The following is a 13,471-nucleotide window of genomic DNA, read 5'->3' as shown; positions in this document are numbered from 1 at the left end:
ATTAAAAAAGTGTACAATAATTATCCTGGTAATCTTAAAATCCTCTAAATCCTGATTCAGACAATTTAAAAATTCGAAGTTACGCTATCGCTAAACTTCGAACAGCATGGGGGGTCAGTAAAATTAGCCAAGGTTTGGCTAAATCTTATTTCACTTTTTCCTAATTGAAAGTTTGAATATTTTATACAACCCATAAAATCCAATTATGATGAATAGGAAAAAAAACCAGTCTTCAACCATGTGAGGTCTAAAACGCATATGACCATGCGAACCAACCGACCAAATAGAAAATGAAATAAACCCTAAAAAAATGCAAATTATTGGAATTATATATTTCATAGGTTTTGTAATTAATGCACCAAATTAATAAGTAAAAACTATTACATGCACTAATGCTTTGTTTTTGTCAATAAGCCCTTTATTACCCTTAAAGTAACCCTGATTTAGTCAAAATCAAATCTATTATTGATTTATAGCTTATTCTATTTGTTCAAAAATTTGTGTCTGGTCAGGGGACAGGACATTGGGATATTTTTTTAATCTTGTTAATCTTTTTTAATCCTGTGAATCCTGGTTCACATGACCGGGATACAACCCCTGCTTTTCATTAAAAGTATGGAGCTATGTTATTGCTAAACGCCATACAGCGGGGTATAATGATTATTTATGAAAAGATAAATGAAATAACCGTTTATTTCTTTAATGCAATTTTATTTTCAGTTATTTTATCAAATCCATTTTGTCTGAATCTCGATTTTCAGGATTCAGCGATTTTGAGGATTATTAAAATTAGATATGAATAAAAAGGATCTTGATGAAATAACATATAAAGTAAATGGTTGTGCAATGAGGGTGCATAATCATCTAGGTAACGGATTTACTCAAATATTTATTATATTTTAATGAATTCGTGAATGCATCGCATTTCAAGAAGTGATTTATCAAAGGTGCTTAGCAATTGAATTAGAAAGAGCTGATTTATCTTTTGAAAGAGAAAAAGATCATACGATTTATTATCAAGGAATTGAAGTAGGGACTAGAAGAGCAGATTTTATTGTGGAAGGTGAAATTGTAGTTGAAATCAAAGCATTAATTTCACTTGAAAATGTACATTTAGCTCAAGCAAAGAATTATTTAGTTGCGTACAATAAGGCTATTGGATTATTGCTGAATTTTGGATCAAGAAGTTTAGAAATTAAAAAAGTGTACAATAATTATCCTGGTAATCTTAAAATCCTCTAAATCCTGATTCAGACAATTTAAAAATTCGAAGTTACGCTATCGCTAAAATTCGAACAGCGGGGTAAACTTCGAACAGCAAGGGTGTTTTTAATTAGTTTTTTCGACAAGTTCCTTAATTCGACTTAAATTACTTTGATAATTTAACAATCCTTTCCGAGCAGTCATTATTAAGCTGTCTGATTCTAAGGTTAACATTAGCATTCTATCCTTTTTGTTATTATGAAATTGCATATGATAATCCCCTTTAAATATCTTATTTTCCGTCATAATATGAATAGAATAGTTTGAGGGGTTATTTTCAAATATTTGCCATTCCCCTTTGTTTTGAGATTTATTTTCAAGTGTTACAGGAAGATCACATGTTCCATTGGAATAAAAATATATCGAGTTGCTTAGAATATTAGAAAAAATATTGATGTCTTTATGATAGATTTCATCAATTGTCCACCAACCAATTATGCCTTTGTCTAAATTACTTGAACATGATAAGTTCAGGAAAATAAAAGAAAAGATTATTAATATTTTTTTGGTCATATGGATAGTCGATTAAATATGGTTTTTACATTTGTGTCCAACGAATGACTAAGCCCAACTCTAATGCTCTTATTCCTTTTATAACTCGTTGCTCGTTTGTTAATAATTCCTATTAAAAATCCTAAAATAGCTCTTGATTCAAAAAAATCAAATATTTATTATAAATACTCGTAAGCAAAAATTTGTAACCTGAATATCTGGATATTTTAAAATTGGTTTGGAATCATCAATTCCAGGATTGCTTTTGGCTGCAACCCCTTGATTTCACCTGACTATTTCCAGAATACGTCGTCGACGTTATCCTGAAATGCTTCTTCATGATGATGGCTTTCGATTTCTTCTAGCTGTTCGTCTGTAGCGATATCCTGGATCTTGTTAAATAGTATCCGCTCTTCAAATCTGATGTGTCTTTCGATGGTACGCTCTAGCCTGGGAAGCAAGAGGTCAAGGTCATTATCCTGAGAAACCATTTCTGTGATGATCTTATGGTCTTCTAATGCCTTTTTGATTAAGGTATGCTTGTTTCCTAATATTGGAAACACAAAATTCTCTTCAAAACTAAAATGAGGCACAAGGTGGTTTTGATAGAACCAGTCAACATATTTCTTTATCCTTTCCGGAGAAATATCATTTTTAAGCCCGGTTCTAATCTTCCAGCAAAGTAGTAGTCCGAAGTGGTGCTCCCTGCTGACAGGTTGTAGTGAGATATGTCTTTTTAAAGGTTTATTCATCTAAAAGATTACAACGCTTCATTTAGCTTTTCACTTTCAGGCTTAAGTATCTTTGAATCCACAAAGAATGTTGCTGTAGGAATCAACGAAGCAGCAAGAATCATAAATGCGGTTTTAATATTCCATTTGTAAACAAATATCGCCTGCAATGCCAGAAAGATATAGGCAATAAATAATACGCCATGTGCCATTCCAACCACATAATTAGGCTGTGGAATATCCAGCATATATTTTAATGGCATGGTAACCGCAAAAAGTAAGTAACTGATTCCTTCCAGTATGGCAATAAGCCTGAAGCGTCCGATAACTGATTTTAAATTCATGCGCCAAAAATAGGCTAAAAAGAATTGAGTGGGTAGCTAAGTTTGGTAATTATGGTACATATAGGCTAAAGATTTAGCTACAATATGTTCACCAGATGATCCGGTAGTTATAAAAACAAAAAACTAACCCTGATCAAAATTGACCGGGTTAGTTTATAGTAATACTTTCTATAATCACTTGATAATCCGCACTTTTATCAAATCATCTTCGCTTTTCAGATGAAGTATATAAACTCCATTTCCTTGCTTTGAAAAATCAATTTCATGGGTCTTTCTGTTTTCGAATTTCTCTGAATGAATCAAAGCTCCGCTAATAGAGTAAACGGCTATATTTCCACTGATACTTTTAGTTGTATTTATTGATAAAGTATTTACAACCGGGTTTGGATAAATTCTTATCCATTCGGTGTTCAAATCATCTATCCCAAGTACTTCTTCAACAATTAAATCAAAGGTAACTGTTGACGACAGCTCTCCATCTGAAGCACTAAATGAAATTTGAGTAGTCCCGGGACCAACCTCTCTCAATACTAGTGTATCTGCTTCAATTGATGCTGTAGCTACATTTTCATTAGATGAAGCAGCAGAAAGGTTTAGTCCGTCACCATCCGGATCTGAAAATATTTCCAGGATGTAAATCTTAATTGTTTCAAAACCTTCGGATTCAGTTATATTTTCAAGCTGCTCCATAGCTATTGGAGCCTCGTTTACGTCATTTACCTGAACTGTTACTGTTTCTTCGGTGCTGGTATTTATGCCATCACTAACTGATACTGAGAGATTGAATGTATTGGTATTTTCAAAATTGAAATCCAAGGAATCATTTACAAATAACTCACCGGTTGTTTGATTAATGCCAAAAGCAAGGGTGCCATTTGTATTCACATCTGAATTTCCACTTACAATGGTCCAGCCCTGTAATGTAGTACCCGAATTCTGGTCTATTGCTTCTACCGTTCCAATAACTGTATTTTTCGGACTGTTTTCATCTATAGAAAATGATTGTCCGGTAGTAATTACCGGTAAATAATCATCGTTTATGATCGTTCCGGTAGCCGATGAAGTACCTAATGTTGCATTAACCGGATTGCTAATCGTTAACGAAAATGTTTCATCAGGCTCAGCAATATTGTCCCCGCTAACCTCAATTGATATAGTTTTTGAAGTTTCAGAAGCCGCAAATGTTAGTGTCTGGCTAGTGGCAGCAACATAATCTGTTCCGGCTTCAGCGGTTCCATCTGATGTAGAATACTGCACAGATACTGACTGGGGAGGGGAAGCTGATAGTGAAACGGTAAACTGCATTATGGATGTACCACTGTTTCCTTCCGAGATTGAACTATTTTGGATGGATACAACAGGATAATCTTTAAATTCTATTTGAAAAGTTTGGTTTGGAGACACATTAACTCCTCCATTTGCAGTACCTCCGTTATCAGATAAATTCACAGTTACTGTTGCAGTTCCTACGGCATTTGCAGCTGGTGAAAATGTCAAGGTTCCGGTTTGTGCATTTATAGAAGGCTGTAGGGCAAACAGCGCATTGTTGTTATTGGTAACATTAAAAGTCAGACTCTGAGTTGCTTCTTCGTCATTATCAGAAATATTTGTTGCAAAACTACTTATATTGTGAATTCCGGAGTTCTTAAATTTTACCTGGTCAGGATTTGCCGGAAGATCAAAACTTGGCGCATCATTAACCGGAGTAATATTAATCGGAATAGTGCCTAACTGTACCGTTTGGCCTCCACCGGTGCCGGTATTTCCCTGATCATTAGCAGAAATAACAAGTGCATCTATATTATCTCCATTAAGATCAGTAACGGTCAAATACCCAATGTTTGAATCAATGCTTATATATTGTTCGATAGCTGCTACTGTTCCGGTAATCGACGCAGATCTGGATCCGTTTCCTTGTAACTGAACCGGAATCCCGCCGGTGGCTGAAAAAGAAATAAAGCCATGAGTAATATTCAGGTATAAAACAACTTCTCCATTTCCGGCATCCGGATCAGAAAAAGTAGCATTAGAAAGTATACCATTAAAAGTGTTTCGTCCGCTATCTTCAATAAAGGTTACGGTTGTCGGATTAAAACCTGTTAATACCGGTGGTTGGTTTGTTGTCTGGTAATTAATTGAATATTCATTCTTTAATATCTTATTAAACTCAGCATTATTATCAATCGTTGTATTGCTTTTTATATGTGTGCCATAAATCATGTTCACAGAAAAAGCTAATAATGTAAATAGCAGGTAGCGTTTCATCATATTGGTAAGGTAGTTTTTACTGAAGGTAGCAATTTTTTTGATATCAAGAAATAAATAAATTATTGTACTTAATAAACTCGCGATCACAACACATTGACTTAGTATCGTACTGGTTCAATAATCCTCTTGGACCAATCGATATTAGTTCCTTTAAAATTTCCAACCTATCTATACTGGCGCGCGTTGCTTTTTCAGCATAACGCGTGCCGAATAACAGCTAAAATAAGGTTAAATTTTAAAAGGTTAGTCAAGCGTTTTACTGCCCAACCGATATTAGTTCATTTGAATACATCAATCGAAATTAGTTCCTTTAAAATTTCTAACCAAACCGATTGTTTCTTTGTAAAAACAATTGTTGAAACACCTACGACAACTACGCTTAACGAGGACGGAACAAGAGGATTCTTTTACCAGGGGCACGCCAGTGCACTTCAAGACCCATTGGATCTACTCAAAAATAGCAACAACCCTTGCCGGAGCTCCTGATGCACCTACAATCTTTAATGGAAAAACTGACACTTTAAATCCGGTATATGGAAGGGCATCAAGGTTTACCAGTTGCTCCATATGGCAGTATTCCTTATCCTGACCAACCAGGTGAGCTTCCCAGAATAAATCCGGATCGTTCGTCTCCCTTGCTTTCTTAATCATATAGGGCAGGGGAAGATCCCAGCCCCAGCTATCAATACCCATAACTTTAATCCCTTTATCAATTAGCCAATTTGTGGCCTCAGCACTCATACCGGTACCTTTCTTATGAAAATCTTTGGTGCCATTAAACTTGTCTCGACCTGTTCGTATTAAAACAATCATCCCAGGCTTGATTTCAAGGCTGTTTTCTGACAAAAAGGTTTCAATATCATTAACTGTAATCGGATCAAAGTCTTCCTTGTGCTTCATATCGATAACCAATCCTTCGCCAAAGCACCATTCCAGGGGCACCTCATCAATGGTTTTTGCTTTTTCACCATTGACAGTAGGAGAGTAGTGCCAGGGAGCATCAATATGGGTGGTAGAATGAATTCCCATTTTCTCAATAGTATCATCAGCCCAACCGACAAAATTCTTTGGAAAAAGCCTGAAAGGTAATCCCAATAATCTGATTAGCCACTTCGCTTTATGGTGAGGTTTATGCTTTATTTTGACCTTCATAAACCAGGGGTCATTTTTGTTATATTTTATCGGTTTTGACAAATCAACAATTTTCATGAGTTATGTTATGGTTGATTAAACAACAAATATATACTTTTGAATTTGAAGTCAAAATCTCAACCGTTAAGCGTTGCTTTTTCAGCATTACGCATGCCGAATATGATATTTATTGTCCTAAAATAAGTTGACAGTTAAAAAGGATAGTCACGCGTTTTACTGCGATACGGGCGCCAGGGGAGACACAAAAAAATTCTAGCGCCAGAAGTTATTTACACATAAAAAAACCGATCAAAATAATGATCGGTTCCTGGAAAAAATTATTTACCATTCTACCACCAGTCAAATGTTCTGACATAACCTATATTAATATAAAATTCACTTTCAAAATCATGTCCACTATCATAATTTGATGTTTTCACCCCAGTATATGGATAATTAGGAAATACTTCAATAGTGAGTAAACCATGGTGATCATGTTTCCACTCAAACATATATCCCAGGTATGCATCATCGAAAATGTATGGCTTATTCTTATCTGTGTCAGATAACCTACGCAACACAACTCCTTCACCCAGTTCTGAAATTCTGTGTTCAATCAACCCGAGTGTAATATGATTTCGAGCACCCGTCCTTCTATTACCATACCAGCTAAATTGAACTCCATATTTATAATCTTCAAATTCAAAATTGGTCTTTCCTGAACCATATTCTTCCGAATCCAGCCAACCATTGCCTGTTACTGTTTTAGACCCTGCGTTATATTCTGCGAATGCTCTGATATATTTTGCGCCAAACAAACCACGACCTCCATATAAATAATTATAATTGAATGTTTCAAAAAGAGGAGAGAAACCTGCTTCACCACCTACTTGCCCATAAAATGCCAGAAAGTCTGATTCAAAGCCCAGCTTATATCTGAATCTCAGGTTGATATTTATCGCATAATCAGCTTTTGTTGATTCTTTATCTACATAATTCCCACTATTATAATCAAGTGTAGTAACCTTACTATCAAATAAAAATGGAATTCCGGTTGCAGTATAACCTAGTTCAATACCATTATAAATATTTGCCCCTGTGTACATATCTTTTGGCTTGTATGTGCCCAATCCATCATATATTACTCCGGCCAACAAATACAGAACTCCCATACTACTGGCACCCATTGCAGATGCAGCAGCCAGGTTTTTATCATTTTGTTCTTGAACCCTTCTCTGATAATCATTATACTTTTTCTGTTTTTCCTGAGCTGATTGTGATTGACCCGATTGAGTATAATTATCTGTACCAGATAAAGTCGTAGCATTTGCAAGTCTGTTTCTTTCTCTTTCACATAAAGGCTGCAAACGTGCAATTTCCTTCTTCCAGATATCTACCTGCCCCTGATATTGTGCATTTCTCAATTGCTCCCTGGCATCTTCCAAATACTCACACGACGATTTATAAGTCTCAGAACTACTATCTGACTCATCTTCTTCTGTTTCCGCTTCTTCCTCTTGTTCTACTTCCTCTTCATTATTTCTGCTTGAAGAAGAACCTGAAGATATTGAAGATCCAACCTCATCTTCGAGTTCTTCTTCTTCTTCCTCCATTTCTAATAGTTTGGCTTTTGCACGATTCGACAAACTATTTGCTCTTTCCTGAAACTCAGCATTCCAGCTTTCCCTTTCCAGATCATATATTAGATTTTGCAACTCATATTCCTGATTTGCAGAAGATATTTTATTTGAAATATCACTCAACTGATCTAACTGCTGTTGCTTTTTTTCTTCCTCTGCTTGCTTTTCGCTCTTCAAAGCCTCCAGATCATTATTTGCTCGCTGTCTTAAATTACTCGCAGCAGACTGATTCGTAGAAGTCCACGTCTTATTATCGATTTTTCTAATAATACTTTCATAATCAGACATTGATTCGGCATTGCCCAGGCTACTTTCTAAATCATTGATAAGTTTTTCTTCTTTCTCAATACTTATTATTTTAGACTTGATCTCCATATAAATACCTCCGCCAATCATGTCTTCATTATAGATATATAAATGATTTTGTGCAGATGAAGTATTCAAATTATTATCAACCAAGTCTGTCCATTCAGGACACTTCATGCCTTCAGGAAGTTCACCGTCTTTTATAACCAGCCAGTCCATAAATCCACCTAAACCTCCACTTATACTACCTGGGTTTACTTCATAGTATTGCGGTAGGTTATTATACCAAAAGGGTATTGAGCCTTTCAGATATAAATTTCCTTTAGCAGGGACTTCCATCGGAAAAGAATACCCATCAACATAATTATAATATCTGCCATCAACAGTAACTCCCGTAATTACAATCCTGTCAACGGCCATTTGAAGTCTGGCAGCTCCGACACATCCTGCTCTAGCCTTAAAATCCACATATCCATCAACTCCATCTCCTGATATATTAATCGGGATATTATTAATGTAAACGATTTTCTGAGCGGAAATATTGGTGCAAAAAAGAGAAATGATTACTACCAACAAAAATGGTAGATTAAGAACATTGCTTTTGGTTTTCATAATTTCTTAAATAAAAAATTCCAGTTTCTGACTCAAATATTTAAGATCAGTCACTATCCATATTACTATCGATTATTAGCTTAACATGTATTCAATTATCAATCGTAGTATTCCTCTTATTTCAAGCTGGTGGTTGATTAAAAAATCTTATTACAAAAGTAGAAACTGTATAGGGCCAAAGTCAATACCACAAAAAGCGTATTTTTTCTTGCCATAATCTAATAAATATTTGGAATTGAAATTAAAAGATGCTTATTTGAAGTCTCAACCGCTATTAATACTTTTTTTAACCGACAATGCATTTTTGAAATTGACTCCTACCGGTTAGGTTTATGAGAAAAATAATACCCGAAAAGTACTTTTATTATCAAAAGGTTGATAGAAACCCAATATCAAGAATATTATCAATTTGCATAATTATATTCCTCACATGCAGTAATTCAATTTACCCAAATTCAAATGCTGATACTATTAAGGTAGTTAACATTGCACAGGAAAAAGGTCTTTCACAGCTTAATGCCCTTTCTTTAGAATTTGATAATCTCGGGTACTTATGGATTGGTACTGAAAATGGCCTAAACAGGTATAACGGTTATCAAATAAAGGTTTTTAAAGCCGGCTCTCAATCAAATTCATTAAGAGATGATCATATCAGAGGAATGTATCACTCAAATGACACCTTGTGGCTGGCTACAAATACTCATTCGGTAAGTGCCTTTTTATTAAAAGAAAATAGATTCATTAATTTAGAAGACAGTATCAATATTAATGAATCCCCGGGAACAAAATTTACCTATAATATTACTCCGGTTGATGGAAGATACTTATTAGCAGGGTCGATAGACAATTGTATTCTTATCGATCGGTTAACATTAAAATGTACCGTTATTAAAATCACTGGTAAAACTGACAACGAATATGTCACTAATACTATCAGGTATAACAATAAAATACTGATAGGTACAAATTATAATGGTACTTATATTTTTGATATCTCTACTAAAGAAATAGAACCCTTTTTATTTAATAAGCTCGAGGTTAACTCATTTTATGATATAGGAAATGGCTACTTTCTTATCGGTACAAATTCTGGATTGTACAAGCATAAAACAGGTACCAAAATCACTGAAAAAATCAATGCTCCTCATGGGTTAAACGTAATCAGAAATATATTCAAATGGGATGAAGAGAATATTTTTATTGGTGGGATCAATAGAAACTTCCTGCTTTCTGAAGACAATACTTTTAAAGAAATAGTTTTCACTAACCAAAATGATAAGCCGGTCCAGTCGACAATTTTAAGCTTTGCAATAGATAAACAAGGTGGCAGATGGCTGGGTACAGAGGGAAGAGGTGTATTTTATTATCATCCTAATCAAAAGAAATTTATCCCAAACAGAATAATAGTTGAAAATGCTCCTAAGAAGGACTTCATAAGTATGTTCAACTTCGAAAAAGAGGGCGACACCTTGTGGATGGCTACAGAATTCGGCTTTGTACGATATCTGGAAAATGAGGATGAATACAAACTATATCTCACAAATAACCTGGAATACACTATAGTTAAAGGCCTTAACGGGACATTGTGGGCTGGTGGATTTGGTGAAGGCCTGGTACGATACGATAGAAAGAATGATACTTTCAGGCATGTACCTTTAGATGTTAAAGATAAAGACGTAATTCATATCACACCCATTACTACAGATTCTATTTGGGTACATACCTGGTCAGAAGGGATTTATTCATTGAACGTCAATACCAACTCAACACAAAAAATTTCTATAAAAGGTGAATCCTTGATACGCTCGAGGAATAGTTTTATCGATTCTTCCGGAGATATCTGGCTGGCCAGTGATAATGGATTATATCAAATATCCGGAGATAATCAATATTATTACGACTCCCTAACAAACGAGCGAGTTTTTGACATTACTGAGGATAGTAATCACAATATCTGGATTGGCACTGGCAAAGGACTCAACAGGCTTGATAAAGAAACTGGAATCATAACGCATTATTACGAACAAGAGGGATTACCTAATGACTTTATATACGGTGTTGAATCAGACATTCATGATAATATCTGGGTTAGTACAAATTATGGATTATCAGTATTTAATCAGGAGACCCGAACTTTTAAAAATTATACTGAGGCTGACGGACTTCAGAACAATGAATTTAATGGAAAGGCAGCCTTTAAGTCTGAATCAGGTCGATTGTATTTTGGAGGAATGAATGGTTTTAACGCCTTCAATCCTGAGAAGATATTTATAAATGAAAATCCGGGGAAAATAATCATTGAAGAAATTGAGCTTTTCGGAAAGGCAATTGATAATTATTCTCCTCATACTAAACAGCTCGAATTTCAACATAATCAAAATGTAATTACCTTTAATTATGTCAATCTGAGCTATTTATATCCTGAAAAAAATCATTATCAGTTTATGCTGGAAGGCTTTGACACTGACTGGCGGCCTATTACCAGCGAGCGATCAACAACCTACACTAATCTTGACCCGGGCACCTATGTTTTTAAGGTAAGAGGAAGTAATAATGATCTTATTTGGGGAGATGAAACGGAAGTATTAATAACAATCAGATCACCATGGTATGCTACAACCTGGTTTAAAATATCAATTATAATTTTTGGCATCCTTCTTATCACAACCATTTTCCTTATCAGAGACAGACAGCAAAAAAGTATGAATCTGAAGCTTTCTAAGATGGTAGAAGAAAGAACTAAAGAATTAACCAGGATCAATGAAGTATTAAAGGATTCCTTAGAATTAACCAAAAAGCAAAAGGAGAACATTTCATTTTTGATGAGGGAATTAAATCACCGTGTCAAAAACAACCTGCAGTTAATTACCAGTCTAATTGACTTTCAAAATTTTGATGATAGAAACATAAGCCAGGAAGTCAAATTAAAGCAATTACAAACCAGGATATTCACAGTTTCAAAAATACATGACCTGCTTAACCCAACTGAAATAGCTAACGATGAAATCAGTATAGATCTTTTTATAGAAAAGTTAACCCTTGACATTGCAAACTTTTCAGGTTCAGATATAATTGTAAATACTGCCAGTCCATCGATTCTAATCAACTCAAAAAAACTAACCTATCTGGGCTTGATTCTCAACGAACTAATAACAAATTCAATAAAGCATGCTTTTCCAATATCAAATTCTAAAGAAATAAAGCTTATCAATATTGAAGTGAAAGAATCTGATTATAAAATACATATCCTTTATCACGATAATGGAATCGGATTTTCCGAAACAGAGGTTAATGATACATCAAGTATGGGGCTACAGCTTATTAATGCCATGACAGAAGAGCTTGGCGGAGTTTTATCAATAGTATCTGAGAAGGGTTCAACTTTTAAATTTGAGTTTGATAAATCCAAATTGATAGATACTGACTACAGAAATATTAGTGATAAAATATCATCCGGAAGGGATAATTAAATATACCATTTTTTAATCATGAAGAATAATTCAAATACCACCGAAATAAAAAATGTATTGATTCTGGAAGATGAAGTTGTTATTGCTAACAGCCTTAAATTACATATTCAAAAAAATGGATTCCATGCCTTTATAGCAACAAGTGTCGAAAAAGCGATAGATCTGTATAGTAATAATAAAATGGATGTGGTTGTCTGTGATATTAATCTAAATTCAGAATCAGACGGTATCGATTTTGTTGAATCTTCAGTTGATAGTTCTACTCCGGTAATATACCTGACAGCCTATAACGATTTATCTACGATTAAAAGAGCTGAAAGTACACGTCCTTATGCCTACCTGATTAAACCATTTAATGGAGATCAGCTATTTAGTACATTAAATCTTGCACTAATAAATTATAATGGCAGAAGACATGCACGACAGGGTAGTGGTGACCAGGAATTCAGCCTTACCCCCAGAGAAATAGAGATTGTCAATCTATTAGCAAAGGGTTTGAATGCAGAAGAGATTGCAACTGAATTACACATTTCATTTAATACTATTAGAACACATCGTAAAAACATGCTACATAAACTTGAATGTAGCAATACCACAGAGTTAGTGGTAAAGTGTATAACTAATGGGGTTTTGGAGATTGGTTAAAATAAATAAAAACTGACTGGCTAACGCGTGCTTAGCAACCAAATGTATCAATCTAAAATAAATAGACAGTTAAAAGGTTAGTCACGCGTTTTGCTGCGCAACGCACACCTGGGGTGTTTTCAGGATATACCTGTATTTTCTTTCTCTAATAAAACCCACTTACAGATCACCCAAATATACTTTGACTCCCAATTAGCCCCATAAAATTTTGCCATCTCGCTCTCTGAAATTATGTTTACACCAAATGGATTTCTTGATTTTACATCAAAAATATAAAAGAAGAAGGTGTCAGTTTTATATAGTTCATTACAATCATTGATAGAAGTACAAAACCTCAAATTCATTAATTTGAAGACATGGAATGATTCCTCAAATTGTTCTTTGGATAATTCGAATTCTGTTATAATTCCGATATTTTCAAACTCATTACCCTTATAGTTCAAAACATAGCTTTCATGGTACTTGCCTAATTCATTTACCAAATATTTATCTGCAATAGTATAAAATGTAAGCACCTGAATCGAAATTATTAAGATTAAAAAAATGCCAATTCTCTTCAAAAAAATCAT

The 13,471-nt window shown here is 34.5% G+C and carries 10 protein-coding genes; 3 read left to right on the top strand and 7 right to left on the bottom strand.

Annotated features, from left to right (window positions below; genetic code table 11):
* The first annotated feature begins 933 nt into the window (after window positions 1-933).
* Window positions 934-1,242 (top strand): GxxExxY protein, encoded by a 309-nt coding sequence (locus HH304_RS20595; protein WP_333908772.1) that lies wholly within the window; start codon window positions 934-936, stop codon window positions 1,240-1,242.
* Between the two features lie 87 nt (window positions 1,243-1,329).
* On the opposite strand, the gene HH304_RS20590 is transcribed toward HH304_RS20595, so the two are convergent.
* The 6 genes from HH304_RS20590 to HH304_RS20565 form a co-directional block, all read right to left on the bottom strand.
* Window positions 1,330-1,776, bottom strand: coding sequence for a hypothetical protein (locus HH304_RS20590; RefSeq protein WP_169685185.1), 447 nt, complete (start codon window positions 1,774-1,776; stop codon window positions 1,330-1,332).
* Window positions 1,777-2,048: 272 nt separating this feature from the next.
* Window positions 2,049-2,507 (bottom strand): hemerythrin domain-containing protein, encoded by a 459-nt coding sequence (locus HH304_RS20585; RefSeq protein ID WP_169685184.1) that lies wholly within the window; start codon window positions 2,505-2,507, stop codon window positions 2,049-2,051.
* Between the two features lie 8 nt (window positions 2,508-2,515).
* A complete protein-coding gene (locus HH304_RS20580) occupies window positions 2,516-2,830 on the bottom strand; it encodes a DUF3817 domain-containing protein (RefSeq protein ID WP_169685183.1) in 315 nt (104 codons plus the stop codon).
* Window positions 2,831-3,004: 174 nt separating this feature from the next.
* Window positions 3,005-5,098 carry a Calx-beta domain-containing protein gene (locus tag HH304_RS20575; RefSeq protein WP_169685182.1) on the bottom strand — a complete coding sequence of 698 codons (2,094 nt, stop codon included), beginning with the start codon at window positions 5,096-5,098 and terminating at the stop codon, window positions 3,005-3,007.
* A 447-nt stretch (window positions 5,099-5,545) separates the two neighbouring features.
* The gene (locus tag HH304_RS20570) at window positions 5,546-6,307 is read right to left on the bottom strand and encodes a cyclase family protein (RefSeq protein WP_169685181.1); all 762 of its coding nucleotides are present in this window, start codon (window positions 6,305-6,307) and stop codon (window positions 5,546-5,548) included.
* A 272-nt stretch (window positions 6,308-6,579) separates the two neighbouring features.
* On the bottom strand, window positions 6,580-8,787 hold the full coding sequence (locus HH304_RS20565) for a hypothetical protein (RefSeq protein WP_169685180.1): 2,208 nt from the start codon (window positions 8,785-8,787) through the stop codon (window positions 6,580-6,582).
* A gap of 332 nt (window positions 8,788-9,119) precedes the next feature.
* Between HH304_RS20565 and HH304_RS20560 the strand changes: the two genes are divergently transcribed.
* Together HH304_RS20560 and HH304_RS20555 are read left to right on the top strand one after the other, a co-directional pair.
* The gene (locus HH304_RS20560; RefSeq protein WP_169685179.1) at window positions 9,120-12,257 is read left to right on the top strand and encodes a ligand-binding sensor domain-containing protein; all 3,138 of its coding nucleotides are present in this window, start codon (window positions 9,120-9,122) and stop codon (window positions 12,255-12,257) included.
* A gap of 18 nt (window positions 12,258-12,275) precedes the next feature.
* Window positions 12,276-12,902, top strand: coding sequence for a DNA-binding response regulator (locus HH304_RS20555; RefSeq protein ID WP_169685178.1), 627 nt, complete (start codon window positions 12,276-12,278; stop codon window positions 12,900-12,902).
* Window positions 12,903-13,021: 119 nt separating this feature from the next.
* On the opposite strand, the gene HH304_RS20550 is transcribed toward HH304_RS20555, so the two are convergent.
* A complete protein-coding gene (locus HH304_RS20550; RefSeq protein WP_169685177.1) occupies window positions 13,022-13,417 on the bottom strand; it encodes a hypothetical protein in 396 nt (131 codons plus the stop codon).
* Between the last annotated feature and the right edge of the window lie 54 nt (window positions 13,418-13,471).

It is taken from the genome of Marinigracilibium pacificum (assembly GCF_012926615.1).
GTDB classification, from domain to species: domain Bacteria; phylum Bacteroidota; class Bacteroidia; order Cytophagales; family Cyclobacteriaceae; genus Mangrovivirga; species Mangrovivirga pacifica.
The sequence above is the reverse complement of the archived record's forward strand: the minus strand, read 5'-3'. Positions and strand labels throughout refer to the sequence as shown.

What these genes read in the sequence shown, in the direction of transcription:
- HH304_RS20590 (WP_169685185.1), bottom strand. Translation starts at nt 1,776, where the DNA reads ATGACCAAAAAAATATTAATAATCTTTTCTTTTATTTTCCTGAACTTA.
- HH304_RS20585 (WP_169685184.1), bottom strand. Translation starts at nt 2,507, where the DNA reads ATGAATAAACCTTTAAAAAGACATATCTCACTACAACCTGTCAGCAGG.
- HH304_RS20580 (WP_169685183.1), bottom strand. Translation starts at nt 2,830, where the DNA reads ATGAATTTAAAATCAGTTATCGGACGCTTCAGGCTTATTGCCATACTG.
- HH304_RS20575 (WP_169685182.1), bottom strand. Translation starts at nt 5,098, where the DNA reads ATGATGAAACGCTACCTGCTATTTACATTATTAGCTTTTTCTGTGAAC.
- HH304_RS20570 (WP_169685181.1), bottom strand. Translation starts at nt 6,307, where the DNA reads ATGAAAATTGTTGATTTGTCAAAACCGATAAAATATAACAAAAATGAC.
- HH304_RS20565 (WP_169685180.1), bottom strand. Translation starts at nt 8,787, where the DNA reads ATGAAAACCAAAAGCAATGTTCTTAATCTACCATTTTTGTTGGTAGTA.
- HH304_RS20560 (WP_169685179.1), top strand. Translation starts at nt 9,120, where the DNA reads ATGAGAAAAATAATACCCGAAAAGTACTTTTATTATCAAAAGGTTGAT.
- HH304_RS20555 (WP_169685178.1), top strand. Translation starts at nt 12,276, where the DNA reads ATGAAGAATAATTCAAATACCACCGAAATAAAAAATGTATTGATTCTG.